Annotated in this window: 26 protein-coding genes and 1 tRNA gene; 17 read left to right on the top strand and 10 right to left on the bottom strand. The window is 65.2% G+C overall.

Features of this window, described 5'->3' with window-relative positions; genetic code table 11:
- The first annotated feature begins 200 nt into the window (after positions 1–200).
- A complete protein-coding gene (locus IVB47_RS29480; RefSeq protein WP_027568651.1) occupies positions 201–527 on the top strand; it encodes a hypothetical protein in 327 nt (108 codons plus the stop codon).
- A 33-nt stretch (positions 528–560) separates the two neighbouring features.
- Here IVB47_RS29480 and IVB47_RS29475 read toward each other — a convergent pair whose 3' ends face one another.
- Both IVB47_RS29475 and IVB47_RS29470 read right to left on the bottom strand, forming a co-directional pair.
- On the bottom strand, positions 561–1535 hold the full coding sequence (locus tag IVB47_RS29475) for a tripartite tricarboxylate transporter substrate binding protein (RefSeq protein ID WP_247399805.1): 975 nt from the start codon (positions 1533–1535) through the stop codon (positions 561–563).
- Positions 1536–1946: 411 nt separating this feature from the next.
- Positions 1947–2023: transfer RNA gene (locus IVB47_RS29470), tRNA-Pro, on the bottom strand.
- Between the two features lie 68 nt (positions 2024–2091).
- Between IVB47_RS29470 and IVB47_RS29465 the strand changes: the two genes are divergently transcribed.
- The 6 genes from IVB47_RS29465 to IVB47_RS29440 all read left to right on the top strand — a co-directional run bounded on the left by IVB47_RS29465 (position 2092) and on the right by IVB47_RS29440 (position 7791).
- Complete coding sequence (locus IVB47_RS29465; protein ID WP_247466688.1) at positions 2092–3081, top strand: L-threonylcarbamoyladenylate synthase; 990 nt, start codon at positions 2092–2094, stop codon at positions 3079–3081.
- Between the two features lie 22 nt (positions 3082–3103).
- Positions 3104–4531, top strand: coding sequence for an FAD-binding oxidoreductase (locus IVB47_RS29460; RefSeq protein ID WP_247466685.1), 1428 nt, complete (start codon positions 3104–3106; stop codon positions 4529–4531).
- Entirely contained in the window at positions 4528–4971 is a 444-nt protein-coding gene (locus IVB47_RS29455) for a GNAT family acetyltransferase (protein WP_247466683.1), read from the top strand. Before IVB47_RS29460 ends, IVB47_RS29455 begins: the two co-directional genes overlap by 4 nt.
- Positions 4972–4980: 9 nt before the next feature.
- Positions 4981–5562 carry a TrgB-like protein gene (locus IVB47_RS29450; protein WP_007594883.1) on the top strand — a complete coding sequence of 194 codons (582 nt, stop codon included), beginning with the start codon at positions 4981–4983 and terminating at the stop codon, positions 5560–5562.
- Positions 5563–5632: 70 nt separating this feature from the next.
- Positions 5633–6562 carry a glycine reductase gene (locus tag IVB47_RS29445; RefSeq protein ID WP_247466680.1) on the top strand — a complete coding sequence of 310 codons (930 nt, stop codon included), beginning with the start codon at positions 5633–5635 and terminating at the stop codon, positions 6560–6562.
- Between the two features lie 35 nt (positions 6563–6597).
- Positions 6598–7791 (top strand): CoA transferase, encoded by a 1194-nt coding sequence (locus IVB47_RS29440; RefSeq protein WP_247466677.1) that lies wholly within the window; start codon positions 6598–6600, stop codon positions 7789–7791.
- A gap of 89 nt (positions 7792–7880) precedes the next feature.
- On the opposite strand, the gene IVB47_RS29435 is transcribed toward IVB47_RS29440, so the two are convergent.
- Positions 7881–8636, bottom strand: coding sequence for an SOS response-associated peptidase (locus IVB47_RS29435; RefSeq protein ID WP_247466673.1), 756 nt, complete (start codon positions 8634–8636; stop codon positions 7881–7883).
- 63 nt (positions 8637–8699) lie between these two features.
- On the opposite strand from IVB47_RS29435, the gene IVB47_RS29430 reads away from it, so the two are divergent.
- The 4 genes from IVB47_RS29430 to IVB47_RS29415 all read left to right on the top strand — a co-directional run bounded on the left by IVB47_RS29430 (position 8700) and on the right by IVB47_RS29415 (position 10645).
- Positions 8700–9200 carry a hypothetical protein gene (locus tag IVB47_RS29430; protein WP_247466669.1) on the top strand — a complete coding sequence of 167 codons (501 nt, stop codon included), beginning with the start codon at positions 8700–8702 and terminating at the stop codon, positions 9198–9200.
- 18 nt (positions 9201–9218) lie between these two features.
- Positions 9219–9653, top strand: coding sequence for an NUDIX hydrolase (locus IVB47_RS29425; RefSeq protein WP_247399817.1), 435 nt, complete (start codon positions 9219–9221; stop codon positions 9651–9653).
- A 48-nt stretch (positions 9654–9701) separates the two neighbouring features.
- A complete protein-coding gene (locus tag IVB47_RS29420; protein ID WP_007607220.1) occupies positions 9702–10079 on the top strand; it encodes a TIGR02301 family protein in 378 nt (125 codons plus the stop codon).
- A 299-nt stretch (positions 10080–10378) separates the two neighbouring features.
- A complete protein-coding gene (locus IVB47_RS29415; RefSeq protein ID WP_007594892.1) occupies positions 10379–10645 on the top strand; it encodes a hypothetical protein in 267 nt (88 codons plus the stop codon).
- Positions 10646–10737: 92 nt separating this feature from the next.
- Here the strand turns inward: IVB47_RS29415 and IVB47_RS29410 are convergent, their stop codons facing one another.
- The 5 genes from IVB47_RS29410 to IVB47_RS29390 form a co-directional block, all read right to left on the bottom strand.
- Positions 10738–11055 carry a cupredoxin domain-containing protein gene (locus tag IVB47_RS29410; protein WP_027568641.1) on the bottom strand — a complete coding sequence of 106 codons (318 nt, stop codon included), beginning with the start codon at positions 11053–11055 and terminating at the stop codon, positions 10738–10740.
- Positions 11056–11065: 10 nt separating this feature from the next.
- Complete coding sequence (locus IVB47_RS29405; RefSeq protein WP_247291137.1) at positions 11066–11599, bottom strand: DUF4142 domain-containing protein; 534 nt, start codon at positions 11597–11599, stop codon at positions 11066–11068.
- A gap of 91 nt (positions 11600–11690) precedes the next feature.
- Positions 11691–12395, bottom strand: coding sequence for an RNA polymerase sigma factor (locus IVB47_RS29400; protein ID WP_027568639.1), 705 nt, complete (start codon positions 12393–12395; stop codon positions 11691–11693).
- Positions 12396–12500: 105 nt separating this feature from the next.
- Entirely contained in the window at positions 12501–13370 is an 870-nt protein-coding gene (locus tag IVB47_RS29395; protein ID WP_247356976.1) for a sulfurtransferase, read from the bottom strand.
- Positions 13371–13549: 179 nt separating this feature from the next.
- Positions 13550–14884, bottom strand: coding sequence for a dihydroorotase (locus IVB47_RS29390; RefSeq protein ID WP_247356977.1), 1335 nt, complete (start codon positions 14882–14884; stop codon positions 13550–13552).
- 101 nt (positions 14885–14985) lie between these two features.
- Here IVB47_RS29390 and IVB47_RS29385 point away from each other — a divergent pair, with 101 nt between their 5' ends.
- From IVB47_RS29385 to IVB47_RS29360, 6 genes are all read left to right on the top strand, one after another.
- The gene (locus IVB47_RS29385) at positions 14986–15867 is read left to right on the top strand and encodes a folate-binding protein (protein ID WP_247466666.1); all 882 of its coding nucleotides are present in this window, start codon (positions 14986–14988) and stop codon (positions 15865–15867) included.
- The gene (locus tag IVB47_RS29380) at positions 15864–16490 is read left to right on the top strand and encodes a DNA-3-methyladenine glycosylase I (RefSeq protein WP_247466662.1); all 627 of its coding nucleotides are present in this window, start codon (positions 15864–15866) and stop codon (positions 16488–16490) included. The genes IVB47_RS29385 and IVB47_RS29380 overlap by 4 nt, the downstream gene beginning before the upstream one ends.
- Entirely contained in the window at positions 16487–17101 is a 615-nt protein-coding gene (locus IVB47_RS29375) for an HD family hydrolase (protein WP_247466660.1), read from the top strand. The genes IVB47_RS29380 and IVB47_RS29375 overlap by 4 nt, the downstream gene beginning before the upstream one ends.
- 131 nt (positions 17102–17232) lie before the next feature.
- Entirely contained in the window at positions 17233–17739 is a 507-nt protein-coding gene (locus IVB47_RS29370; protein ID WP_027568633.1) for a protein-tyrosine phosphatase family protein, read from the top strand.
- 19 nt (positions 17740–17758) lie between these two features.
- Positions 17759–18727 carry an NAD regulator gene (locus IVB47_RS29365; RefSeq protein ID WP_027568632.1) on the top strand — a complete coding sequence of 323 codons (969 nt, stop codon included), beginning with the start codon at positions 17759–17761 and terminating at the stop codon, positions 18725–18727.
- 49 nt (positions 18728–18776) lie between these two features.
- Positions 18777–21482, top strand: coding sequence for a DUF2339 domain-containing protein (locus IVB47_RS29360; RefSeq protein ID WP_247466655.1), 2706 nt, complete (start codon positions 18777–18779; stop codon positions 21480–21482).
- Positions 21483–21485: 3 nt separating this feature from the next.
- Here the strand turns inward: IVB47_RS29360 and IVB47_RS29355 are convergent, their stop codons facing one another.
- Together IVB47_RS29355 and IVB47_RS29350 are read right to left on the bottom strand one after the other, a co-directional pair.
- Positions 21486–23174 carry a methyl-accepting chemotaxis protein gene (locus IVB47_RS29355; protein WP_247399827.1) on the bottom strand — a complete coding sequence of 563 codons (1689 nt, stop codon included), beginning with the start codon at positions 23172–23174 and terminating at the stop codon, positions 21486–21488.
- Between the two features lie 282 nt (positions 23175–23456).
- Positions 23457–25427, bottom strand: coding sequence for a HAMP domain-containing methyl-accepting chemotaxis protein (locus IVB47_RS29350; protein WP_247466652.1), 1971 nt, complete (start codon positions 25425–25427; stop codon positions 23457–23459).
- Between the last annotated feature and the right edge of the window lie 261 nt (positions 25428–25688).

The raw sequence follows: 25688 nt of genomic DNA, 5'->3' as shown, positions 1-25688 counted from the left end.
TCGCGGCTGGAACCAACGCCGCCTCCCCGCCATTGCCATGCCGAGCATGGAGCAAAATCATGACCAGGCACCTGACGCGGACCGATCTCGCGCGCGGCGTGGCCGGCGCGGTATCCACGCTGGTCCTGTGCGCGACGATGGCCTTCACCATCGCGCGCCACTTCGCGTTGTAAGGCATTTGGCCCTGTGAGGGATTTCCGATGACGTCCGACCCCGAGGAATCGGTCAGGCTGCAAGGTTACGGCGAGATGACCCTGCGTACGGCCGTCACGACGATGATGCTGCTTGCGCCGCGCGAGCGCGCGGACGCCGCCATCTTCCGCGTCCGCGACGGCGTGCGGCTCGCCTCAAGCGAGATTGCCGAACTCGCCTCCGAATGGGGCATCACGCCAACACCGGAGATCAGGTCTCCGAACCTTGTCCCGGAGCAAAATTGGACACATGTCGTTCGCGGCATGGTACGCGAGGCGCCGCTGCCGGCACTGATGATTGCGTTTATGGTCGGCGTTCTGGTGGCGCGGCGATAGTCTCGCAACAACCGCCGGCGACAGCTGGGTTGATTACTTCTGCTCGTTCGCGCGCATGTCTTCAGCATAAGGACGCAACGCCTCAGACATGCCGTCGAGTCGTTTCTGCCACTCAGCGCCAGTCAGGAAAGCGATCACCGGCGCGTCGCCAGGCGAATTCGTCAGGTACTCGGGATTGCGCAGGCCTTCCGCAATCCCGGCTTCCAGCTTCTTGACGATGTCGTCCGGAACGCCCTTCGGCACCGCGAAGCCGCGTTCTGCCGTCGTCGTGATCGGAAAGCCCACTTCCTCTGCTGTCGGAACTTCGGGCAGCGATGGAAAGCGCTTCTTCGACAGGATCGCGATGACGCGAAGTGGCCCCTTGTTGGTCCCATGTAGTTCGGGAATCTCGCTGAGAGTGACCATCCCGACTTCCAGATGCCCGCCCAATAGATCGGTCCGCTGCGCGGCAGTTCCTCTGTAAGAGATTTCGTTGGGCTCGACCTTCGCGGCTGCTGCCAGCATGCGAATGGCCAAATGACCGTTCGTGCCGGCACCGTTGTGACCAAACGTCACCGAGCCCGGCTTGCTGCGAAGTGCGGCAATGACATCCGGCAAATTCTTGAATCTGCTGTCCGCGGGAACCACCATCACGTTCGGATCTTCAACGATCCGTGCGACCAGCCGGATTTCATCCGTAGTGTATTGGGTTTTGCGCGTCATCGGCAGAAAGTTGTAGCCCGGCACGTTGACGACGCCGATCGAATAGGCGTCGGGCGCCGCGCGCGCGATCGCAGCAAACGCGATCTCTCCACCAGCGCCAGGCTTGTTCAGGACGACAAACTTCGCCTTACCGCCTAGCGCGCGCTCAACAAAGGGAAGAAGTTTGCGAGCCATGACATCGGTACCGCCGCCGGGCGCAAAGCCGACGACGACTTCGATCGGCTTGTCTTCCGGCCACGCGGCCCATGCCGATCCGCAAGCAGCGAAGGTAAAAGCTGCAACAAGCGCGACGATTTTCTTGTTCATGATTCCTGCCCTGTTTTTTGTCATTGGCGGATTGCGCTGCTTGAAGCTGCGATCGACTGCAGGTTCATCTAACCGTCGGTCTGACCGGATGGCAACCGACCGTCCCGAGCGCGAGCGTTTGATGAGTTACGGCGGTTTTCGAGGCAATTGCGGAAGCGTCAGAGGAGGCCTCGTGGGAGCCGTGCCTGGTGGTGATTTGATTGGCTCGCTCGCGGCGAGACGGTAATTCACTGACCTACCGTGCAACGCCGGATCAGGGATGCCGGCGAAAAGAAAGCCATGCCGCTGCGGCACACGCCTCTGCCCGGCCAAATCGGCCGTGGACCCGCGCCCTAAATCGTTGCAATAAGGCGCTTCCGAGGCCCCGGCGACCGGTCCGCCGAGCCTCTAGAACGTCGACTTTTGGAAGAATGGTCGGAGTGGCAGGATTCGAACCTGCGACCCCTGCGTCCCGAACGCAGTGCTCTACCGGGCTGAGCCACACTCCGACAAGAGGCCGGCTTATAGCGTCGGGTTTGGCGCACCGCAAGCGGCCGAGCTGAGGAATCTTATCCCTGTGAAAACGGGTCTTGAAACGCTGATTTTACCGGCCGGCGAGGCCGGCGCGGAAGCTGCCGCCCGGACATTGGCCGCCGGCGGGCTGGTCGCGTTCCCGACCGAGACGGTCTACGGGCTCGGGGCGGACGCCGGAAATGCCGGCGCGATCGCCCATCTTTACGCCGCCAAGGGGCGGCCGGCATTCAATCCGCTGATCGCGCATGTCGCCGACCTCGCGGCCGCGCGGAGGATCGGACGATTCGACGCCTGCGCCTTGCGCCTCGCGGAGGCGTTCTGGCCGGGGCCGCTGACGCTGGTGGTGCCGAAGACGGAAAACTGCCCGGTGGCCGAGCTTGCCACCGCGGGCCTCGACACGGTCGCGATCCGCATTCCGGCCCATCCGGTGGCGCAGGCGATCCTGCGCGTCTTCGGCGGGGCGGTGGTGGCGCCGTCCGCCAACCTCTCCGGCCACGTCTCGCCGACGCTGGCCGCCCATGTCGAGGGCGACCTTGCGGGGCGGATCGACCTGATCGTCGACGGCGGACCCGTTACGGTCGGCGTCGAATCGACCATCGTCGGCTGCTTTGCGGCGCCGATGCTGCTGCGGCCCGGCGGGCTGTCACGCGAACGGATCGAGACCGTGCTCGGTGCACCGCTGGCGCGACTGCCCGCGGAGGCCGACAGCGACGACAGCCAGCCGCTGGCGCCGGGCATGCTGGCCTCGCATTACGCGCCGCGCGCCAATGTGCGGCTCAATGCGCGGGACGTCGCGCCGGGCGAAGCGCTGCTGGCGTTCGGCCCCGCGCGCCTGCCCGGCCTGGAGGCAGCCACCGCCGTCATGAATTTGTCGCCCAGCGGCGATCTCGATGAAGCCGCCGCCAATCTGTTCGGCTATCTTCGCGCCCTCGATGCCAGCGGGCCGCGGGCGATCGCGGTGATGGCGATCCCCGAACAAGATCTGGGCGAAGCGATCAACGACCGGCTGCGCCGGGCGGCCGTGGCGCGATAAGAGCGAAGCAAGAGACAAGACAATGAACGTTAATCATTCCGCGACCCCACCGCTTGCGCCCGAGCTGATCGAACAATTCCGCAGAATCGTCGGCGAGAGGCACGCCATCACCGATGCGGCCGACATCGAGGCCTATGTCACCGAGGAGCGCAATCTGTTCCACGGCCGCTCGCCGCTGGTGCTGCGCCCCGGCTCGACCGCCGAGGTCGCCGCAATCTGCAAGCTCGCCTCCGAGCACAAAATCGCGCTGGTGCCACAGGGTGGCAACACCGGGCTGGTCGGCGGCCAGACCCCGCACAATGGCGAGGTGGTGGTGTCGCTGCGGCGGCTCGACAAGATCCGCGAGGTCGATACTGCGTCGAACACCATGACCTGCGAGGCCGGCGTGGTGCTGCAGATCGCACAGCAAAAGGCCGCCGAAATGGACCGGCTGTTCCCGCTCTCGCTCGGCGCGGAAGGGAGCTGCACCATCGGCGGCAATCTCTCGACCAATGCCGGCGGCACGGCCGCGCTCGCCTATGGCGTCGCGCGCGAGATGGCGCTGGGGCTCGAGGTGGTGCTGGCGGACGGGCGCGTGCTCAACGTGCTCTCGAAGCTGAAGAAGGACAACACCGGCTACAATCTGCACAATCTCTTCATCGGCGCCGAAGGCACGCTCGGCATCATCACGGCGGCGACGCTGAAACTGTTTCCGAAGCCGCGGTCGATCGAGACCGCCTTCGTCGGGCTGAAGTCGCCGGACGCCGCCCTGAAACTGCTGGCGATCGCGCAAAGCGAGGCCGCCAATGCGCTGACGAGCTTCGAGCTGCTCTCGGAGATGGCGGTCGATTTCTCGATCCGCCACGGCATCGACGTGCGCGATCCGCTCGCGCAAAAGCATGCCTGGTACGTGCTGTTGGAATTGTCGTCGCCCGGCGACGACGCCCGCACGCCACTGGAAACGATCCTCGGCCGCGCCATGGAGGACGAGATCGTGGACGACGCGGTGATCGCGGCCAATCTGACCCAGCGCGCCGGCTTCTGGAAGCTGCGCGACGAGATGTCGTCGGCGCAGAAGCCGGAGGGCGGCTCGATCAAGCACGACATTTCCGTGCCGGTGGCCACCGTGCCCGCCTTCATCGCCGAGGCCAATGAAGCCGTGGTGAAACTGATCCCCGGCGCGCGGCCGGTGCCGTTCGGCCATCTCGGCGACGGCAATCTGCACTACAATGTCAGCCAGCCGATCGGGGCCAATACCGCGGATTATCTGGCGCGCTGGCACGAGATGAACGCGGTGGTGTTCGCGATCGTGCTGCGCATGGGCGGCTCGATCTCGGCGGAGCACGGCATCGGCGTGCTCAAGCGCGACGAGCTTCCCGATGTGAAGGACAAGACCGCCATCGAGCTGATGCGGTCCATCAAGGCGATGCTCGATCCGCTTGGAATCATGAACCCGGGAAAAGTGCTGTGAGTGCGCTCACGATGGACGCGATCACCGAGGCCGATGTCGAGCCCGTGGTCACGCTGTGGCAGCGCTGCGGCTTGACCCGGCCGTGGAACGATCCGCATGCCGACATCGCACTGGCGCGGCGGCGCGATAATTCCACCATCCTGCTCGGCCGCGACGGCGGCGCCATCGTCGCCACCGTCATGGTCGGCCATGACGGCCATCGCGGCTGGGTCTATTACGTCGCGGTCGACCCGGATAGCCAGAAGCGTGGCCACGGCCGCGTCGTCATGGCGGCGGCCGAGGACTGGCTGCGCGCGGCCGGCATCGCAAAGCTCCAGCTCCTGGTCCGGCGCGGCAATGAGCAGGCCAATGCGTTCTACCAGTCGTTGGGTTTCGAGGAATCGACCTCGGTGATGTTCCAGAAGTGGCTCGACGGCCGCACCACAACGCCAAGCAATTGAGATCGAGCCATGACGATTTCCGACCGCGTCCGCATCAAGGACGTCCGCGTGCTCTCGGACGGCTGGACCACGCTGAAGAACACCACGTTCGAGTACCGGCGCGCCAATGGCGAATGGCAGACCCAGCACCGCGAGACCTATGAGCGCGACAACGCCGCCGCCGTGCTGCCGTATAATCTCGCTCGGCGTACGGTGATCCTGGTGAAGCAATTCCGCCTGCCGGCCTTCATCCGCGGTTACGACGATTTGCTGATCGAGGCGGCCGCCGGCGTGCTGGACGATGCCTCGCCCGAGGTACGCATCCGCGCCGAGGCCGAGGAGGAAACCGGCTATCGCCTGCACCACGTCCACAAGGTGTTCGAGGCGTTCATGAGCCCCGGCGCCATCACCGAGAAGCTGCATTTCTTTGTCGCCGAATACGAGCCGGAGATGCGGGTCAGCGACGGCGGCGGCCTCGAACATGAAGGCGAGGACATCGAGGTGCTGGAGCTTGGCATCGACGAGGCGCTGGCGATGATCGCAGACGGGCGCATCATCGACGCCAAGGCGATCATGCTGCTGCAGCATGTGGCGCTGCATGTGTTTCGGTGAACTTGCTTACTCTTGAGCTCACCCCCGACTATCTCTAGTCTGTCGCCAACGAGAACCAGGAGACGCGCCCATGTCCGCTTCGCGCGACGACGAATTCGGCTTTGCGCCCGACTATGACGCCCCCGTGCCCTATATGCAGCGCACGCGGGACTATTACGCCGCGATTGGCTACACCACCGCGTATCGCTGGGCCCACTACACCGAGGCGCCGTTCCAGCCGCTGAAGAAGCCGCTGTCGCAGTCGCGCGTCACCATCATCACGACGGCCGCGCCGTACGATCCAGCCAAGGGCGACCAGGGTCCGGGCGCGGCGTATAATGGCGGTGCGAAATTCTACCAGGTCTATGACGGCGACACGGCGAAGCCGCACGACCTTCGCATCTCGCATATCGGCTACGACCGCAAGCACACCACGGCCACCGACAACGGCACCTGGTTTCCGCTGCCGCAGCTTTTGAAGGCGAGTGCTGCGGAGCGCATCGGCGAGGTGGCCCCGCGCTTCTTCGGCGCGCCGACCAACCGCAGCCATCGCGTTACCCTCGACACCGACGCGCCGGAGATTCTGGCGCGCTGCCTTGCCGACAAGGTCGATGTCGCCGTGCTGGTGCCGAACTGCCCGGTCTGTCACCAGACCACGGCGCTGGTGGCGCGGCATCTCGAGGCGAACGGCATTCCGACGGTGATCATGGGCTGCGCCAAGGACATCATCGAGCACGCCGCCGTGCCGCGTTTCCTGTTCTCGGATTTCCCGCTCGGCAATTCCGCCGGCAAGCCGCACGACGTCGCCTCGCAGGCACAGACGCTCGAGCTGGCGCTCAGACTGCTGGAGACCGCGAGCGGCCCGCAGACCACCATGCAGTCGCCGCTGCGCTGGAGCGAGGACGCCTCCTGGAAGCTCGACTACAACAACGTCGCGCAGCTCTCAGCCGAAGAGCTGGCGCGCCGCCGTGCCGAATTCGACAAGCAGAAGGAGATCGCGCGCGGCAATCGCGCCGCCTGACGCCTCCGACAACCAGAACAAAAAGGGAGAGCGACGTGACGCGACCGTTCGAAGGCGTGAAGATCCTGGACTTCACGCAAGTGCTGGCTGGCCCCTATGCGAGCTACCAGCTCGCGCTCCTGGGCGCCGAGGTCATCAAGGTCGAGCGGCGCGAGGGCGAGGACATGCGCCGCACGCCGCTCTCGCGCGAATGGGCCGACCGCGGTTTCGCGCCAGCGTTCCAGGCCATCAACGGCAACAAGCGCAGCCTGACGCTCGATCTGCAAAAGCCCGACGCGATCGCGATCGTGAAGAAGCTCGCCGCGCAGGTCGACGTGGTCATGGAGAATTTCCGTCCCGGCGTGATGGACAAGCTCGGCATCGGGTACGAGGCGCTGTCCGCGATCAATCCGAAGCTGATCTACTGCGCGGTATCAGGCTTCGGCCAAACCGGTCCGGATCGCCTGCGACCCGGCTATGACGGCAAGATGCAGGCGCTGTCCGGCATCATGGCGATCACGGGCCATCCCGAAACCGGCCCGACCCGTGCGGGGTTTGCGGTGTGCGACGTGCTGTCGGGCGCCACGGCTGCGTTCGGCGTGTCGAGCGCGCTGTACCAGCGCGATCGCACCGGCAAGGGCCAGCTAATCGACGTCTCCATGCTGGAGGCGACGATGGCGTTTCTGTCGGGGCAGATCGCGGACTGGTCGGTCGCCGGCCATCGCCAGCAGCTGTCAGGCAATCAGGCTGTCAGCCGCAGGACCACGGCGAATTTGTTCAGATGCGGCGACGGTCACATCCTGCTCGCCGTCAACAACGAGAAGCAATATCGCGCGCTGATGTCTGCACTGGGCCGCGCGGATACGTTCAGCGACCCGCGCTTTGCCGACTGGTTTGCCCGCAACGAGAACGAGCCGGCGCTGCGCGCCATCATCGAAGACGCGCTCGCGGCAAGGCCGGCGCGCGAATGGGAGACCATTCTGGAAGATGCCGGCGCGCCCTGTGCCAGCATCTGGAAGGTCGAGGAAGTGATCGACCATCCGCAGATCAAGGCGCGCGGCGCGATCCAGGAGCTCGACACACCCTATGGGCGGCTTCGTTTCGCCGGCAGCGGATTCAAGCTCGCGCATGGCGGCGGCAGGCTGGACCGGATGGCGCCGGAGCTCGGCTCGGATACGGACGCGGTGCTGGGCGAACTGGGATTCGACGCGGCGGAGATCGCGGCGTTGAGGGCGAGGGAAATCGTGTAAGGGCTGCCGCCTAAAACTCCACCGTCGTCCCGGCTCTCCGTGCGCAATTGCGCACTAGGCCGGGACGACAGTTGTTTTGTGGTTCGCAGCTAGAACAACGACCCCTGCCCGTCATCGGCTGAGCCGGCCGCCGCTTTCCGCACCACCTTCTTCTTCGGCGCTTCCGCTTCCATGTCCTCCGCACTGATCGGAAGCAGCAACTGGTCGTCGTCATTGGCGACGCGGTTGACGCGGGTGGAGACCGGGTGCCAAGCGAATTCGCCGATGCGCGGGGCGGTCATCAGCGGCAACACGGCATCGACGTCATCGCTGCGGCTGTCGAGCCAGCGCTCGAAATCGCGCGGGCTGATGGTGACGGGCACGCGATCATGCAGCGTGGCGAGATCCTCGCCTGCGGCCGCCGTGACGATCGAGACCGTGTCGAGCTCCTCGACGTTCGGCCCAACCCAGGTCTCGAACAATGCGGCAAAGCCGAGCGGCGCGCCGTCGGCGCGATGGATGAAGAAGGGCTGCTTGCGGCCATCCTCCGTCTTCCATTCGTAATAGCCGTCGGCCGGAATCAGGCCGCGCCGCCGGCGAATCGCGCGTTTGAAGGCGGGCTTCTCCAGCACCGTCTCGGAACGGGCATTGATCAGGAGCGTAAATCCCTTGGGATCCTTGACCCAGCCCGGCAGCAAACCCCAGCGCATCAGTCGGAAATGACGCGCGCCGTTCTCGGCCATCACGACCGGAATCGGTTGTGTCGGGGCCACGTTGAACCGGGGCGGGAAATTCGGCTGCTCAATGTAGCCGAACAGTTGCCGCAAAGCCGCGGGGGCCGAAGTTATGACGAAGCGTCCACACATCCTTGAGGGCCTATATAGGGTCCGTTCAGGTCCTTTTAACCCCGAACGTTAACACTGCGGCAGATGAGCTCAACGGTCTCCCAGCCGGCGCGAATGCATGGACAGACGGCGCCCGAGGCCGCGGTCTGGGCCGAGCGGCTGCGCGTGGCCAACATCAACCCGCGGACCGGGCTTGCCACCGACTATCTCAACCATTTCAATGAAGCCGTGATGCTGCTGGAAATGGTCCCCGACATGCCGGAATGCTCGGAAGATTTTCTGACCTGGTCGCCGCTGTCCTATGCCGAGCATTTCACGGCGTCGAATTTCAAGGCCCGGGATCTGGCGATCGAGGCCTATGAACAAGCCGACCCGAACGTGCGCGCCCAGTTCGACCACCTCACCGACACCATGACCTCGATCCTGACGGCGGTCGGCTCGGCCATGCGCGAGGTCGAGAAGGACACGACCCGCGTTCGCCTCGCCGAGCAGGCCGCCCACTGGGTCAAGCCGCTGATCGCGGCCTGCGGCGGCATCATCAATGGCGGCGCGGAAGCCGACGTCGACAACATCATGGCGAACTAGGCCCAAGCAGGTGAAGTCATGGCTGCGATCGTTCAGCCCACCCGTCCCCAAATCGCGGTCAGTGCCGCGATTTTTCGTGACGGCAAGGTGCTTCTGACCCGTCGCGCACGCTCGCCGGCAAAGGGGTTCTATTCGCTGCCGGGCGGTCGGGTCGAGTTCGGCGAATCGCTGCACCAGGCGCTGGCGCGCGAGATCGACGAGGAGACCGGGCTCGATATCGACATCATCGGCCTCGCGGGCTGGCGCGAAGTGCTCCCGGCCGCGGCCGGCGCCGGCCACTACCTGATCATGTCCTTTGCTGCCCGATGGGTGGCCCGGGAGCCGGTTCTCAACGACGAGCTCGACGACTACCGCTGGATCGCCCCGGAGGCCCTAGCGGGCCTTGGCGACCTCAAGCTGACCGGCGGGCTGGAAGAGGTCATCCAGTCGGCCCACCGGCTGATCGGCCCCTGACAGCCCCCGCCTTGCGTCCACCGCCCCGAGGAGGCATACACCCGGCCGATGTCGACGCGATTTCTGGCCATTTTTGCCCTGATTCTCGCCTGTGCCTCGGTGCCCACGAGGGCTCAGGACGGGGCAGCGCCGTTTGACGGCGATTTGCAGCGGCTGGCGGAGATCCTCGGTGGGCTGCACTATCTGCGCGGCATCTGCGGGTCCAACGAGGGCAACAAATGGCGCAGCGAGATGCAGGCGCTGATCGATGCCGAAACCCCCGCGGGCGAACGCCGCACCCGCATGATCGCCGGCTTCAACCGCGGCTATAACGGTTTCCAGCAGACCTACCGGAGCTGCACGCCGGCCGCGACGGTGGCGATCCGCCGCTACATCGAGGAAGGCGCCAAGATCTCGCGCGATCTCACGGCGCGTTACGCGAACTGATTCCTGTCGGCTTCATCCTGCAACGCAAATTCCTCATCCTGAGGAGCCCGCCAAAGCGGGCGTCTCGAAGGATGAGAGGCCCGGCTCTAGCGGGGCTGCATGGTTCGAGACGCGCGCGAAGAATGCGCTCCTCACCATGAGGATTGGGCTGTCGGACGCGCGGCGGGGAACCCCGTCGTCGAGTTTGTACACACCCGTTAACCGTTCCTAAAGATGTGGCCTAGCGGGCGTTAACGCGCGTGCTACACCTCTCGCACAGCGCATCGCCGTGGATCGCGCCCCAGCCCTGATCGAGTTTCATGAGCCATCCAGTGTCTTACGCCCCCGCACGCGCGCCGCTGCCCGATCACGAGCAGAAGCAGGCCGCACTGAGCTATCTCAATGAGGCCTGGGCCGAAGCGCGCCATGATGGCGTCGACGGCGACTGCCTGGCGCAGGCGAGCCTGTTTGCGGCCCTTGCCGAGCTCGTCGGCACCTATGGCGAGGACGCGGTGGCGAAGTTCGTCGAAGGCTTTCCCGGCCGCATCCGCAACGGCGAATTCTCGGTCGACATTTCCAGACAGTAAGTCTTCCTCGAGGCAGTAAGCCTTGCCGAAAATGCCCCCGCCACGCGGGCGGGGCCAGTTTCCGCTGCCGTCAGGAATACGCTCCCCAGCCGTTACGGCTCGATCTTGAGCGTCGCTTTCATGTTGGGATGATAGCGGCAGTAATAATCGACCGTGCCTGCCTTCTTGAGAACCAACGTCCCTGATTTTTTCGCAGGCAGGTTGACGTCGAAATCGCCGTTCCCGGCAGTCGCGGTGTGGGCGAAGACGTCCTTGTTGATCCATTCAATGGTGTCGCCGACCTTGGCCGAAGCGTCTTTCGGCGACACTTCGAGATTCTCCATCGTGATCTCGATGGTCGCAGCGTGCGCCGGGACGGCCAACGCCACGAGCAGGACCGCTGACACGATCGCAGACAATCGTCCCGGCATCATCGCCTCCCTATTTCAGCTCCGCCGCGACATGCTCGGCATGCTGCTGATGCCCCTGGAAGATTTTCAGGCCGGTCTGCAGCAGGCTCTTCAGCTCGGCATTGCTGGCGGATGGAATGAGCTGGGTTTCCAGCGCGCCGTTGACCGTCTTGTGGTAGGCGACCTCGTTTGCGACATAGGCCTTGTCGAAGGCCGCACCATTTAGCTTGTCGAGTTCGGCGAGCTTATCGCTCGCCTGCTTTGACAGCGCCTTGCTGGTGTCGTTGTCTTCAGGCGTGACGTTCAGCTTCTTGACCAGCGCGAGCGCCTGCTTGTTGACGGCCTCATGGTCGCGCAGCATGTCCTCGGCAAATGCCTTCACGTCCTTGTTCTTGGCCTTCTTCTGCGCCTGCTTGGCTGCGTTGATGTCGATCACGCCTGCGGTGTAGGCGATGTGGGCGATCTGCGGATCGGTCGGCTTGTCGGCTGCTCTGGCGTCTTGCAGCAGCGCAGGGCTCGACAACAAAATTGCAGCGGCGATCGCCGCGCTCCAACGAACGAACATGGTTTGACACTCCTGTGGTGCCGGACGCTTTGCCGGCGCGTTGCTTCACAGGCGTTGGATGGAATTCTCGCGCGAACGTTCCCGAAAAACTTCAGCCGCCGATGCCGAGCCGCTTCAGCACCGACACGGTCAGCCGCTCGCAGCGCCACCCGGCGAACGGGAACGCATCCATCACCACCGGACCGATCTCCTTCTCGACGTTCTCGCGCAGCATGGTCCGCGCACGGTGCAGCCGCGTCTTCACGGTCTCGGGCTTGACGCCGAGCAGCTCGGCGGTCTCCTCGATGTTCATGCCTTCCATGACGCGTGCGACGAAGACCATCCGGAAGACATCCGGCAACTCATCGATGGCGCGCTCGACGACGCGCTGGATTTCACGTTGGGCCATGGTCCTTTCCGGATCGCCTGCGGGAGAAGCGGGAAATTTGATGATCTGCGCCTCGAGCATCGCTTCGGGCACCGAGCCGAGTTCGACATGCGGCCTGGCGCTTCGCGCCCGGCCAAGCGCCTCGTTGATGGCGATGCGCGACAGCCAGGTCGATAGCCCGGACTCGCCGCGGAAGCCGTCGAGATGGGTGAAGGCGCGGACATAGGTTTCCTGAACGACATCCTCGGCTTCGCTGTCGCTGCGCAGAATTCCGCGCGCCAGACGATAGAGCCTGCGGTTGTTGGCCTGCATGATCTCGCGCAACGCGGCCTCGTCACGGCCCCGCGCCCGCTCGACCAGTTCGGCTTCCAAGGTCCGTATTTCCGATGTTTTTGCGCCGGCGGATAGGCCGGCTGCGGTCCGTGGCATGGCGGTCACCTGCTCGATTGGCTTCGTTCCCGGACATTGGATGCCGCCCCAAGGGAAAGGTTCCCAACTTTCTGTCCCTCCCCTGGGGGAGGACCAGGGAATGTCCTAATCTGTCTCGATCGGGAGCGCCGGATCCCTCGCCCACTCGCCCATCGAGGCGTCGTAGAGCGTCAGCTTGTCGTAGCCGAGCTGCGTCAGCAACAGCAGGTCGATCGTCGCCGAGATGCCGCCGCCACAATAGCAGATCACATTCTTGTCGCGGGTGACGCCTGCCGCGGCGAATTTGGCTTCGGCATCGGCGAGCGAGGTCAGAGTCTTGTCGGCATTGACGAGCGTTGCCGCTGATACGTTGACGCTGCCGGGAATGCGGCCGGGCCGCCCGTAGCGACTCGGCTCGAGGCCGCGATGAAATTGTGGACCGAGCGCGTTGACGATAACAGTCGCGGAATCGCCGAGCCGTGCCTTCACTGCATTCTTGTCGACGAAGAAGCCAGCGCGCGGTGTGGCCTTGAAGGTCGTCGCCGGATAGCCCTTCGGGGCGCCTGTTACGACCGGCCGTCCCTCGTCCTTCCATTTGTCGAGGCCGCCGTCGAGCACCCGCGCGTCGACGCCGAGCGAGCGCAGCATCCACCAGACCCGCGTCGACCACATCATGGTGCCGATGCTGTAGAGGACGACCGACTTCGATGCATCGAGGCCGTGGCGGCCGAAGGCGGCCTCCAGCTGGGCCACATCAGCCATCATGAAGAATTGCTGCGCGGAGGCGTCAGAGAACTCGCCCTGCAGGTCGAGAAAATCGGCGCCCGGAACATGGCCCGCCTCGAACGTCTTGTCGCCGGGCACCGCGCGATAGGGCACGTCGCTGCCCGGCGGCACCGGCTCGTTGTAGGTCGTGCAGTCGTAGAGGCGCAGGTTGGGATCGCCGAGCTGGGCTGCGAGTTGCTCGGTGGTGATGAGGGGTGTTGGTTGGGTCATTCATTCCTCCCTCCGCGTCGTCCTGGCGAAAGCCAGAACCCATTGCCACAAGATCAAATTGTGGCGCACACGTGTAGCCACCCATCTTCGCAACAAAATGCAGTCGGGATAATGGGTCCTGGCTTTCGCCAGGGCGACACCCGGATGTGTGGGAAGTTTGTGCCGCTTACCTGCAATCCCTACTGCTTCAACGTCTCCAGAAACCGCACCGGCTCACCTTGCGAGGCCGTCACGAGCTCGCCCTGCCACATCACGCGGCGGCCGCGGACGAAGGTGCCGACGGGCCAGCCGGTGACGCGGACGCCGTCATAGGGGGTCCAGCCGGCCTTGGACGCGACCCATTTGTTGGTGATGGTCTCGCTGCGCTTGAGATCGACGACAGTGAAGTCGGCATCGTAGCCGGCGGCGATGCGGCCCTTGCAGGCCATATTGTAGAGGCGCGCGGGGCCGGTGCTGGTGAGATCGACGAACCTTGCCAGCGACAGGCGGCCGGCATTGACGTGGTCGAGCATGAGCGGCACCAGCGTCTGCACACCGGTCATGCCGGAGGGCGAGGCCGGATAGGTCTTCTGTTTCTCTTCAAGCGTATGCGGGGCGTGGTCGGAGCCGAGCACGTCGATGATGCCCTGCTCGATGCCGCGCCAGATCCCGGCGCGGTGATCGGCGCCGCGCACGGGCGGGTTCATCTGCGCCAGCGTGCCGAGCCGCTCGTAGCATTCGGGCGCGACCAGCGTGAGATGATGCGGCGTCGCCTCGCAGGACGCGACATCCTTGTGGTCGCGCAAAAATTCGATCTCTTCCTTGGTCGAGATGTGCAGCACGTGGATGCGCTTGCCGGTCTCGTGCGCGAGCTTGACCAGCCGCTGCGTCGCCATCAGCGCCGCGGTCTCGTCGCGCCACACCGGGTGCGAACGCGTGTCGCCCTCGATGCGCAGCGGCTTGCGTTCATTAAGACGGTATTCGTCCTCGGCGTGGAACGCGGCGCGGCGGCGGATCACCTGGAAGATGCGGCGCAGGCTCTCGTCGTCCTCCACCAAGAGCGCGCCGGTCGAGGAGCCGATGAACACTTTGACGCCGGCGCAACCTGGCGCCCGCTCCAGCACCGGCAGATCCTGCACATTCTCGCGGGTGCCGCCGATGAAGAAGGCGAAGTCGCAATGCATGCGGTGATGGGCGCGCTTCACCTTGTCGGTGAAGGTGGCCTCGGTCACGGTCAATGGCGAGGTGTTCGGCATCTCGAACACGGCGGTGACGCCGCCCATCACGGCGCTGCGCGAGCCGGTCTCGAGGTCTTCCTTCTGCTCCAGCCCGGGCTCGCGGAAGTGCACCTGCGTGTCCATCACGCCGGGCAGGATATGCAGGCCCTTGCAGTCGATCACCTCCGCGGCGGAAGCCTGCGACAGCGCGCCGATCTCGGCAATGCGGCCGTTGACGACGCCGATATCGCGGGCTCCCTCGCCGTCCTGGTTGACGACAGTGCCGCCCTTGAGGATCACGTCGAAACGCTGGGTCATGGCTGAAGGCCTCTCTCGTCCCCAAGCGCAGGGCTTGAGGTCTTGTCGTTTTTGTCTTGCGGGCTTACGTTCCGGAGCAACATGTCGCAAGAGATTTTCGTATGAAATCAGCGTTTCTTCCGGACCGGGGCGTGATCAAGGTCGCGGGCGAGGATGCGCGCAACTTCCTCAATGGCCTCGTCACGACCGATGTCGACAAGCTGAAACCGGGCCTGGGCCGATTCGGCGCGCTGCTGACGCCGCAGGGCAAAATCATCGTGGATTTCCTGATCACGGAAGCGCCTGCCGGGCATGGCGGTGGGTTCCTGATCGATTGCCCGAAGCCGCTTGCCGACGGCCTCGCCACCAAGCTGAAATTCTACAAGCTGCGCGCCAAGGTCACGGTGGAAAACCTGTCCGAGGATCTCGGCGTGCTCGTGGCCTGGGACGGCAAGCCTGCAGCCCAGCCCGACCTCGCCTTCACCGATCCGCGCAATGAGGACCTCGGCACCCGCATCCTGATTCCCGAAGATCTCAAACAGAAGCTGTCCGATCTGATCGGCGCCGAGATGGTCGACGCCGCCGCCTACGAGGCCCACCGCATCGCGCTCGGCGTGCCGCGCGGCGGGCTCGATTTCACGTACAGCGATGCGTTCCCGCACGAGACCAACATGGACCGCCTTTCCGGCGTCGATTTCGACAAGGGCTGCTATGTCGGCCAGGAGGTCGTCTCGCGCATGCAGCATCGCGGCACCGCGCGCACCCGTAGCGTCAAGGTGCTGCTCGAGGACTCCTCGCCGGAGCCCGGCGTCAGCGTTCTCGCGGGCGACAAGCCCGTCGGCACGATGGGCTCGTCGGCGAAAGGAAAGGGCATCGCGTTGGTGCGCATCGACCGCGTTGCCGACGCGCTCGATGCCGGCCAGGCGCTGACTGCCGGTGGCCTCGCTGTGAGGCTTGCGGAACCAGACGTCGTGCGCATTCCAACGAAGCAACCCATCGCATGAGCCGTGCTCCCCGCCTGCATCCCGACGGAAAGACGCGTTGCCCCTGGCCCGGCGAAGATCCGCTCTACGTCGCCTATCACGATACCGAATGGGGCGTGCCGGAATACGACGACCGCGCGCTCTATGAGAAGCTGATCCTCGACGGTTTCCAGGCCGGCCTGTCCTGGATCACGATCCTGCGCAAGCGCGACAATTTCCGCAAAGCCTTCGACGATTTCCAGCCGCAAAAGATCGCACGCTACAACGAGAAGAAAGTTCACGCGCTGATGAACGATGCCGGCATCGTGCGCAACAAGGCCAAGATCGACGGCGCGATATCGAGCGCGAAATCCTATCTCGACATTATGGAGAAGGGCCCCGGCTTCTCGAGATTCCTGTGGGACTTCATGGACGGAAAGCCCAAGGTCAATCATTTCAAGACCACCGCGAGCGTGCCGGCCTCGACGCCGCTCTCCATGCAGATCTCCAAGGAGCTGTCCTCGCGCGGCTTCAAGTTCGTTGGCCCGACCATCGTCTATGCCTTCATGGAGGCGACCGGCATGGTCAACGATCATCTCGTCGACTGCCATTGTCACGCGAGCTGCGGCAAGTCGCAGCGCAAGCCGCGCCTCAAGGCCAAATGACGGCCAGGAAATCGTCACGCGATGTGGCGTCTCGTGCCTGGCAGCGCATGCTGTCGGGCCGGCGGCTCGATTTGCTCGATCCCTCCCCGCTCGACATCGAGATTGCCGACGTCGCGCATGGGCTGGCGCGTGTCGCCCGCTGGAATGGCCAAACCATCGGCGCACACATATTCTCGGTCGCGCAGCATACGCTGCTGGTCGAAACCGTGATGCGGCACGAGAACCCCCGCGTGGATCAGCGCATGCGGCTTGCCGCGCTGCTGCATGACGCGCCCGAATATGTGATCGGCGACATGATTTCACCGTTCAAGGCCGTGCTCGACGGTCATTACAAAGCGGTCGAGAAACGCCTGCTCGGCGCCATCCACATCCGCTTTGGCCTGCCGCCGGTGCTGCCGGACGAGATCACGCTGGCGATCAAGGCAGCGGATCACGGCGCGGCCTATCTGGAGGCGACCGCGCTTGCCGGATTCAGTGAAAGCGAGGCCAAGCGCCTGTTCGGCAAGGACCCCGGCCTGTCCGACAGCATCCGGCGCGACTATCTCACCCCCTGGACGGCTGCCCGGGCCGAGAAGCAGTTTCTGGAGCGGTTTGGCGCCGTATTTGCGTAGGTCCTGCAGGGCGGGCAATAGGGCCCTTGCGCCGCCCCCACTGATTTTGCGCAATGAGACGAAAGTGGTGGGTACGCTTCGCTTTGCCCACCCCGCCAACGCTCGCTATAATCCGCGGAAAAAGGTCCGCCATGATCCATGTCTGTTCTCTCGCCGCCCTTCCCGAAACCGTCCGCCTCACCAAGGCCAGCCACGTGCTGACCGTGATGGCCAATGTCGAGCAGGTGGCCCGGCCGGTGTCGGTGCTGCCGGCCAACCATCTCAAGGTATCGATGGACGACATCACCGAGGAGATGGACGGCTTCGTCGCGCCATCGGAAACGCATATCGAGCAAGTGCTGAACTTCGTGCGCGGCTGGGACCGCGACGCGCCGCTGGTGGTGCATTGTTATGCTGGCATCAGCCGCTCCACCGCGAGCGCCTTTGCCGCCGTGTGCGCACTCAATCCGGATCGCGACGAGACCGAGATCGCGAAGAAGATCCGGGCAGCTTCCCCGATCGCCTCGCCGAACCGCCGCATCGTCGGCCTTGCCGACCGTGCGCTGGGCCGCAACGGCCGCATGCTGCGCGCACTCGACGAGATGGGCCCGGGCGCGATGATGGTCGAGGGCCGCCCCTTCGTGATCGAGCTCGAATGACAGTTGCGATCGCCGTCGCATGAGCGAAAAGCTGCTGACGCCGATCGAGATCGGACTCACTGCCGCGATCGTCGCGATCGAGGATCACGAGCCGCTGATCCTCACCGCGCGCGACAGTGACGGACTGGCGGGCCTGCCGTTCGGCCCGTTCGATGCGCCGAGCCATCGCACTTTCGAGATCGGCCTGCGGGCCTGGGTCGAGGAACAGACGGGGCTGCGGCTCGGCTATGTCGAACAGCTCTACACGTTTGGCGATCGCGGCCGGCATGCCGAGGCCGGCGACACCGGCGCGCACATGGTGTCGATCGGCTATCTCGCACTGACGCGCGCCATCGGCGGCGAACTGGCAGCCACGAGTGCGAGCTTCGCGCCATGGTATCGCTTCCTGCCTTGGGAGGACCGGCGAGAGGGCCCGCCCGCGATCATCGCGGACGACATCATCCCGGCATTGACCGAGTGGGCCGAAGAGGAGACGCCGGAGACGACGCGCGCATTGCCGCGCAAGGATCGGGTGCGGTTCTATTTCGGTCTGGACGGCGCGTCCTGGGACGAGGAGCGCGTGCTCGACCGCTACGAGCTCCTGTATGAGGCCGGGCTGGTCGAGGAAGCACGGCGCGACGGCCGCCCTGCGGCATTAGCGCGCAAGGCCCTGTCCGCGCTCGGCACATCCATGCGGTTCGACCACCGCCGGATTCTTGCGACAGCGATCGCGCGACTGCGTGCCAAACTGAAGTATCGTCCTGTGGTCTTTGAACTTTTGCCCGCCGAGTTCACACTCACCGAATTGCAGTATACGGTGGAGGCGATCTCCGGCCGACACCTGCACAAACAAAATTTCCGCCGCCTGGTCGAAATGGAAGCCCTGGTCGAACCGACCGGGGTGATGTCGACACAGACGGGCGGACGTCCGGCGGCGCTCTACCGCTTTCGTCGCGACGTGCTCCAGGAGCGGCCTGCGCCGGGCTTGCGCGTACGCTCCCGGCGCTAACCCGAGATATGCGTGATCGGCCCCTGCCCGCCGATTGCCTGGAGGCTTTATGTCTGACGGCCCGTTTGACGTGTTCGCGCTGATCATTGCGGTCATCGCTTTCATCATCGCGATCAAGGCCTCCAGCCAGGCGGCTGAGCTGCGACGACGGCTAAGCTCGCTCGAAGAGATGTTCCACGCGCAACGGCCCGTGCAGCCGCCGCGGATCCCGGCAGATGTGTGGGCTGAAGCGTCCGCGACGACTTCCGCAGCGCCGCCGCCACTTGTGCCCCAAGCCGAACCGAGAGCCGAGGTGCCGCCCCCGCTCGTCACCGAGGATGTTTCGCCGCCACCGCTCGCAGCGAACACCGAGGCCGACGCGCCGCCGCTGCCCGCACCCGCGCCCGGCTTCGAGGAACGGCTCGGCACGCGCTGGGTGGTGTGGATCGGCGGCCTTGCGCTCGCGCTCGGCGGCTTCTTCATGGTGCGCTATTCGATCGAGGCCGGCCTCGTCGGCCCCGGCGTGCGCGTGTTCCTTGGCGGCGTATTCGCGCTGGCGCTGCTCGGGGCCGGCGAATGGTCACGCCGCAAGGAGAGCATCTCCAATATCGCCGCGCTGCCGATCGCCAACATTCCCGCGATCCTCACCGCTGCCGGTACGGCGGTGGCATTTGCGACCATCTACGCGGCTTACGCGCTCTATGGCTTCCTCGTCCCCGCGACCGCCTTCGTGCTGCTCGGCCTCGTTGCGCTCGGCACGCTGGCCGCGGCGCTCTTGCACGGGCCCGCGCTCGCGGGCCTCGGCGTGGTCGGCGCGTTCGTGACGCCGATCCTCGTCTCCAGCGGCAAGCCGGACTATTGGGCGCTCTACATCTATCTCGCGATCGTCACCGCCGCGAGCTTCGGCCTCGCCCGTATCCGGTTGTGGCGCTGGCTTGCAGTCACCACCATCGCCTTCGCCGTACTCTGGATCTTCCCGGGGCTCGATACCAGCGACTTGCAGGTCGCGCCGCACGCTTTCCATGTGATCGCAGGCTTCGTTCTTGCCGCTCTTCTCGTGGTCTGCGGCTTCATGTTCGGCCCGACGATCGAGGACGGCGAGATCGAACCGGTCTCGTCGGGCTCGCTCGGTGCCTATCTGTTCGGCGCGATGCTGATCGTGCTGTCGAGCGCGCATGTGGACCTGGCGCTGATCGCCTTCGCGCTACTGGTCGGCGCGACGCTGCTTGTCGCTTGGCGCGCGCCGGCGGCCACCGGCGCGCTCGGCGCAGCCGCCGCGACCGTCTTCGTCGTGTTCGCCGAATGGGCGGTGCGCGCCAATCCCGACATGCTGGTGCTGCCGGGCGGCCCCATCGCCGGCATAGCACCGACGGCGACCGATAGCGCGGTGACGCTGCATCTGGTGATGGCGGCGATCTTCGCCGCCGGCTTCGGCATCGCGGGCTTTCTCGCGCAGGGCCGTTCGAACTCGGCGATCATTCCAGTGGTGTGGTCGGTCGCGGCTGTCGCGACGCCGATCGCGATCCTGGTCGCGCTCTACGCACGCATCGCGCATCTCGACCGCTCGATTCCGTTCGCCATCCTCGCGGTGCTGCTCGCCGCCGCCTTCGGCGCTGCCACCGAGGCGCTGGCGCGCCGCGAGACCCGGCCGGGCGCCATGATCTCCACGGCCTTGTTCGCGACCGGCACGCTCGGTGCGCTGGCGCTGGCGCTGACATTTGCGCTGGAGAAGGGCTGGCTCACGATAGCACTCGCGCTGATGTCGCTCGGCACCGCCTGGATCTCGATGCAGCGGCCGATCCCGTTCCTGCGCTGGCTGGCCGCGATCTTCGCAGGCCTCGTCACCGCACGGATCGGCTATGACCCCCGCATCGTCGGCGACGCCGTCGGAACCACGCCGATCTTCAACTGGCTGTTGTGGGGCTACGGACTGCCGGCGGCATCGTTCTGGGCGGCGAGCCTGTTCCTGCGCCGACGCGCCGACGACGCCCCGCTGCGCATGGTCGAGAGCGCCGCGATCCTGTTCACCGCGCTGCTTGCCTTCATGGAGATCCGCCATTTTGCGACCGGCGGCGACGTGACGTCGGCACCGTCGCTGCTCGAATGCGCGCTGCAGGCCTGCGTCGCGCTAGCCATGGCGATCGGGCTGGAGCGTCTGCGGCAGCGCAGCCGCAGCATCGTGCACAATGTCGGCGCGGTCGTGCTCACGGTGATCGGCGGGCTCGTCGGTGTGTTCGGCCTCCTGATCCTGGAGAACCCGCTGCTGTGGCGCACTGACGTTGGCGGCGCCGTGTTCAACTTGCTGCTGCTCGGCTACGCACTGCCAGCGGTGTTGATGCTGCTGCTGTCCTATGCCGTGGTTGGCGAACGCGGCAAGGCCTACGCCAACACGATTGCGGGCGGCGCGCTGCTGTTTGGGCTTGCCTATGTCACGCTGGAGATCCGCCGTTTCTATCACGGCCCGATCCTCTCCGCCGGGGCGACGACGGGCGCCGAGCAATATACCTATTCGATCGGCTGGCTCGGCTTCGGCGTGGTGCTGCTCGGCGTCGGCATTCTCGTCAATTCCGAGCGGGCGCGGCTGGCATCGGCCGTCGTGATCGCGTTGACGATCCTGAAGGCGTTCGTCATCGACATGTCGACGCTGACGGGCGTCTACCGCGCGCTGTCCTTCATGTGCCTCGGCATCGTGCTGGTCGCGATCGGCTGGCTCTACCAGCGCATCCTGTTCCGGCGGCAGGTCGCACCGCCGCCGGCTCCGCAGACGAGCATGTGAGAATCAGGCCGCGCGAACCGATTCCAGGAATTGCGCGACCTCGACCTTGAGACGGGTGCTGTCCGTCGCCAGCGATTTCGCCGCCGACAGTACCTCGGTCGAAGCCTCGCCGGTCTCGATCGCGCCGCGCTGCACGTTGGTAATGTTCGACGAGACCTCCTGCGTGCCGACCGAGGCCTGCTGCACGTTACGCGAGATTTCCTGCGTGGCCGCGCCCTGCTCCTCGACTGCGGCAGCGATGGCTGCAGCGACCTCGGACAGCCGCTCGATGGTGCCGCCGATCTCCTGGATGGCACTGACCGATTCCTGCGTCGCCGCCTGGATGCCCGCGACCTGCGCCCCGATCTCACCGGTCGCTTTCGCGGTCTGCTCGGCCAATGCCTTGACCTCGGACGCGACGACCGCGAATCCGCGGCCCGCTTCGCCGGCACGTGCGGCCTCAATGGTCGCATTCAGCGCCAGCAGATTGGTCTGGCCCGCGATGGTGTTGATGAGCTCGACGACATCGCCGATGCGGGAGGCAGCCTGCGACAGCGCATTGACGCGGTCGTTGGTCCGCGTCGCCTGCTCGACGGCCTCAGCGGCCATTCGCGCCGAGTCCTGGACTCGGCGGCTGATCTCGGTGATGGAGGACGACAGCTCCTCCGAAGCGGATGCCACCGCCTGGACGTTGGTCGAGGCTTCCTCGGAGGCGGCCGCGACGACGGTCGCGAGTTCCTGTCCGCGCTGCGCGGTGTTGGTCAGCGTCGAGGCGGAGGCCTCGAGCTCGGTGGAGGCCGAGGACACGGTCCCGACCACCTCGCCGATCATGGCTTCGAATTTGCGGGTGATGGCGTCGACGCGGCGGCCGCGTTCGATCTTGGCTTCGGCATCGCGCGCAGCGGCCTCGTCGGCGGCCTTCTTGGCGATCAGCGCCTCCTTGAAGATCTGCAGTGCATCCGCCATCGATCCGATCTCGGTCTTCTCGCCGCGATGCGGCACCTCGGCCGAAAGGTCGCCCTCGCCGAGCGACTGCATCGGGCGGATGATTGAGGCAATGCCACGAGAAACGTCGCGCACGAGATAATAGGCGGCGCCGATCGCGATCACGACCGAGAGCACGATGATGCCGACCAGCACGCGGAAGATCATCGCGTAGCTATCGGCGGCCTGCTTCGTCTCAAGCTCGGCGCCGCGGTTGTTGAGCTCGATGCCCTTCTGAAGCAGGGGGTCGGCGGCCTGGGCCATCTTCGCAACCTTGGTCTGCAGTAGCTCGTTGGCGTCGGCCGGGAAGCGGCCGACATTCTTGCGCGACAGCGCCATCACGTCCTGCACGCCGTTCAGATACTCGGCCCACGCCGTGCTCCATTGCCCATAGAGCGAGCGCTCTTCGGCGAAGGTGATCAGCGGCTCGTAGACCTTGCGCGTCTGGTCGATACGCGCCCGGAGCGAGGCGAGGCGCTTCTCGGCGGCGTCCTTGCCCTCAACGCTGTCCTGCATCAGATGCAGACGCAGCGCGACGCGCAGCTCGTTGATGTCGGCGCGAAGCGAGCCGAGCGCGCGCACGCTGGGCAGCCAGCTCTCCGCGATCTCGACCGTATGGGAATTGATGTTCTGCATGGTGCCGATCGCCGTCACGCCGACACCGGCGAGCGAAAGGACGAGGATCGACAGCACGGCCAGAAGCTTGAAGACGATGGACAATTTCGACATCACGACAAATCCCGATGTTCACGCAAACCACCTGCGCCGCAAATCGCCACGAAGATGGCGAGACGGAGGTCAGTTCAACAATGCTGGCTGGTTCTTATCCCGTGAGATTGCACCCATAGTCGCAAGTAGGCGTTAACAGGGACCTACGTAAAATTACGGAACACTTCAGACAGCCGCAATTTCTCTTGCAACCATCTGTTGCAGCTCGCAGCCACCTCATGCTGCCACGCGCAGCCGGTCCGCTTGCGCCGCCGCAACATGCGACCAACGCGGCAGCGGCTGTCACGCCGCCCGTACCGATTCAAGGAAGCGCGCGACCTCGCTCTTCAGCCGGTTGCTCTCCTGCGACAGCGATTGCGCAGCCGAATGCACCTGCGCCGAGGCGGCCCCGGTTTCGCCTGCGCCGCGCTGAACGTCGCCGATATTTGCCGAGACTTCCGAGGTGCCGTGCGCGGCGTGCTGGATGTTGCGGGAGATCTCCTGGGTAGCGGCGCCCTGCTCCTCGACAGCGGCGGCGATGGTCGACGAGATCTCCGACATCCGTGCGATGGTGTCGCCAATCTCCTTGATCGCACCGACCGAGTCTTGCGTCGCGGTCTGGATCGCACCGATGTGCTGGCTGATCTCGCCGGTCGCCTTCGCAGTTTGCTCGGCGAGCGCCTTCACTTCGGTCGCGACCACGGCAAAGCCCTTGCCGGCTTCGCCCGCCCGCGCCGCCTCGATCGTTGCATTCAGCGCCAGCAGATTGGTCTGGCTGGCGATGGTATTGATCAGCTCGACCACGTCGCCGATGCGGGAGGCGGCCTTGGTCAGCTCGGCGACGCGCGCATTGGTGCGCTGGGCCTGCTCGACCGCGACATCGGCGACACGCGCCGATTCCTGCACCTGGCGGCTGATCTCGGAGATCGAGGAGGTCATTTCCTCGCTCGCTGAAGACACCGACTGCACGTTCGCGGAGGCCTCTTCGGAGGCGGCCGCCACGACGGTGGCAAGCCCGTTGCCGCGCTCGGCGGCCTGCGTCAGCGTGTTCGAAGATGCTTCGAGCTCGGTTGCAGCCGACGAAACAGTATCGATGATCTCGCCAACCGCGCCTTCGAAATTATCCGCGAGCCGGTGCATGTCGGCCTTGCGCTGCTGGTGCCCGCGCGCCTCGGCCTCGATCTGCTCGATGCGCAGCCGCTCGGCCTCCGCCATGCTGGTCCTGAACACCTCGACGGCGCCGGCCATCTCGCCGATCTCGTCCCTGCGCCCGACGCCGGGGACGGAAATCGAAAGCTCGCCGCGCGCAAGCCGCGTCATCGCACCGACCATGCCGGCAAGCGACTTCGAGATCGAACGCCCCAGAAGGAAGCCGACCGCGGCGAGCACGACGACGGTAACGCCGAAGGCGACCATCATCCACATGCGCACGGCATCGCGGGTCGCAGCTTCCGCAACGTCGGCCTTCCTGTAGAGGTCTTCGACTGTATTGCGCACCTCGATCATGCCCGGTTCTAACCCACGGAACGTTTTCATCATGCTGGCGTCGAGGGCCGCAGTTTGCTGCGCCGTCTCCACCCACGCCGTGAACTCGGACTGGTATTTCTGCAGCTTGGCTGAGATGTCGTTCATCACTGCCGTAGGGATTGCGACGACCTCTATCGCCTTGGAGAACTCGACTGCGGCCTTCTTCATCTCGGCGATGTATTTTGGGTCGCGCCGCAGCATGAAGTCCTTCTCGTGCCGGCGCATCATCAGCATCCAGCTGGTGGACCTGGGATCGTCGATCTCCTTGAGCTTGGCCTCGATGTCGTGCACGGCGGCGCGGAGCGAGCCGGAGAGGCCCAGAGTCTCGTTTAGGCCGAGCCGGGTCTCCGCGGCCACCAATGCGCCGAAGTCCGACGCGTATCGCTTGAAGCCGTCCTGGGCCTGCTTCATCCGGTCGGACAGCGCGCCCAAGCCGCCGGCCGACATTAGCCGCTCCACCTCGTCGAAATCGCGATTGATCGGCCCGATCAATTCGGCATGGGCCTTGGCGTAGCTCTCGTTGCGGCGCTGCTGAAAGTTCTTCTCGTTGCGGCGGGCCTCCAGCATCTCGATGGAGAGCTGCTTGTCGAGGTCAGCGATCGCGCGAGCGCGGTTGGCGACGGCACGGGAGGCATCCTGGGAGAGGCTGCCGATCTGGTAGATCGAGCCAAAAGCGACGAGGCCGACGAGACCGAAAAGTCCGATCGCCATGACCTTGTGGGTGAGACGGATGGAAAGGCCGCTCATGAGTGTGCTCCAATACTTCGATACGCAATACGGGAGGGCGACTCAGCGCCCGGAATATTGCGGGCATCATGACTGCATCGGTTTTCCGGAAGGTTAACCCTGCGCGGTCTTCGTCGCGGCTCCGCAATATGCACGCGCGCAAACGCCGCGCTTCTACGCGCGGCGGTTGCAGTTCTCCCATGATATGCGCCCGTCAGGCGGCGCGCACGGTGTCGAGGAACTTGCCGACCTCGAGCTTGAGGCGGTTGCTGTCGCCGGACA

The organism is Bradyrhizobium sp. 62 (assembly GCF_023073035.1).
GTDB lineage: Bacteria > Pseudomonadota > Alphaproteobacteria > Rhizobiales > Xanthobacteraceae > Bradyrhizobium.
The sequence above is the reverse complement of the archived record's forward strand: the minus strand, read 5'-3'. Positions and strand labels throughout refer to the sequence as shown.

What these genes read in the sequence shown, in the direction of transcription:
- IVB47_RS29480 (WP_027568651.1), top strand. Translation starts at nt 201, where the DNA reads ATGACGTCCGACCCCGAGGAATCGGTCAGGCTGCAAGGTTACGGCGAG.
- IVB47_RS29475 (WP_247399805.1), bottom strand. Translation starts at nt 1,535, where the DNA reads ATGAACAAGAAAATCGTCGCGCTTGTTGCAGCTTTTACCTTCGCTGCT.
- IVB47_RS29460 (WP_247466685.1), top strand. Translation starts at nt 3,104, where the DNA reads ATGAACGTTAATCATTCCGCGACCCCACCGCTTGCGCCCGAGCTGATC.
- IVB47_RS29450 (WP_007594883.1), top strand. Translation starts at nt 4,981, where the DNA reads ATGACGATTTCCGACCGCGTCCGCATCAAGGACGTCCGCGTGCTCTCG.
- IVB47_RS29445 (WP_247466680.1), top strand. Translation starts at nt 5,633, where the DNA reads ATGTCCGCTTCGCGCGACGACGAATTCGGCTTTGCGCCCGACTATGAC.
- IVB47_RS29435 (WP_247466673.1), bottom strand. Translation starts at nt 8,636, where the DNA reads ATGTGTGGACGCTTCGTCATAACTTCGGCCCCCGCGGCTTTGCGGCAA.
- IVB47_RS29430 (WP_247466669.1), top strand. Translation starts at nt 8,700, where the DNA reads ATGAGCTCAACGGTCTCCCAGCCGGCGCGAATGCATGGACAGACGGCG.
- IVB47_RS29425 (WP_247399817.1), top strand. Translation starts at nt 9,219, where the DNA reads ATGGCTGCGATCGTTCAGCCCACCCGTCCCCAAATCGCGGTCAGTGCC.
- IVB47_RS29420 (WP_007607220.1), top strand. Translation starts at nt 9,702, where the DNA reads ATGTCGACGCGATTTCTGGCCATTTTTGCCCTGATTCTCGCCTGTGCC.
- IVB47_RS29415 (WP_007594892.1), top strand. Translation starts at nt 10,379, where the DNA reads ATGAGCCATCCAGTGTCTTACGCCCCCGCACGCGCGCCGCTGCCCGAT.
- IVB47_RS29410 (WP_027568641.1), bottom strand. Translation starts at nt 11,055, where the DNA reads ATGCCGGGACGATTGTCTGCGATCGTGTCAGCGGTCCTGCTCGTGGCG.
- IVB47_RS29405 (WP_247291137.1), bottom strand. Translation starts at nt 11,599, where the DNA reads ATGTTCGTTCGTTGGAGCGCGGCGATCGCCGCTGCAATTTTGTTGTCG.
- IVB47_RS29400 (WP_027568639.1), bottom strand. Translation starts at nt 12,395, where the DNA reads ATGCCACGGACCGCAGCCGGCCTATCCGCCGGCGCAAAAACATCGGAA.
- IVB47_RS29395 (WP_247356976.1), bottom strand. Translation starts at nt 13,370, where the DNA reads ATGACCCAACCAACACCCCTCATCACCACCGAGCAACTCGCAGCCCAG.
- IVB47_RS29390 (WP_247356977.1), bottom strand. Translation starts at nt 14,884, where the DNA reads ATGACCCAGCGTTTCGACGTGATCCTCAAGGGCGGCACTGTCGTCAAC.
- IVB47_RS29385 (WP_247466666.1), top strand. Translation starts at nt 14,986, where the DNA reads ATGAAATCAGCGTTTCTTCCGGACCGGGGCGTGATCAAGGTCGCGGGC.
- IVB47_RS29380 (WP_247466662.1), top strand. Translation starts at nt 15,864, where the DNA reads ATGAGCCGTGCTCCCCGCCTGCATCCCGACGGAAAGACGCGTTGCCCC.
- IVB47_RS29375 (WP_247466660.1), top strand. Translation starts at nt 16,487, where the DNA reads ATGACGGCCAGGAAATCGTCACGCGATGTGGCGTCTCGTGCCTGGCAG.
- IVB47_RS29370 (WP_027568633.1), top strand. Translation starts at nt 17,233, where the DNA reads ATGATCCATGTCTGTTCTCTCGCCGCCCTTCCCGAAACCGTCCGCCTC.
- IVB47_RS29365 (WP_027568632.1), top strand. Translation starts at nt 17,759, where the DNA reads ATGAGCGAAAAGCTGCTGACGCCGATCGAGATCGGACTCACTGCCGCG.
- IVB47_RS29360 (WP_247466655.1), top strand. Translation starts at nt 18,777, where the DNA reads ATGTCTGACGGCCCGTTTGACGTGTTCGCGCTGATCATTGCGGTCATC.
- IVB47_RS29355 (WP_247399827.1), bottom strand. Translation starts at nt 23,174, where the DNA reads ATGTCGAAATTGTCCATCGTCTTCAAGCTTCTGGCCGTGCTGTCGATC.
- IVB47_RS29350 (WP_247466652.1), bottom strand. Translation starts at nt 25,427, where the DNA reads ATGAGCGGCCTTTCCATCCGTCTCACCCACAAGGTCATGGCGATCGGA.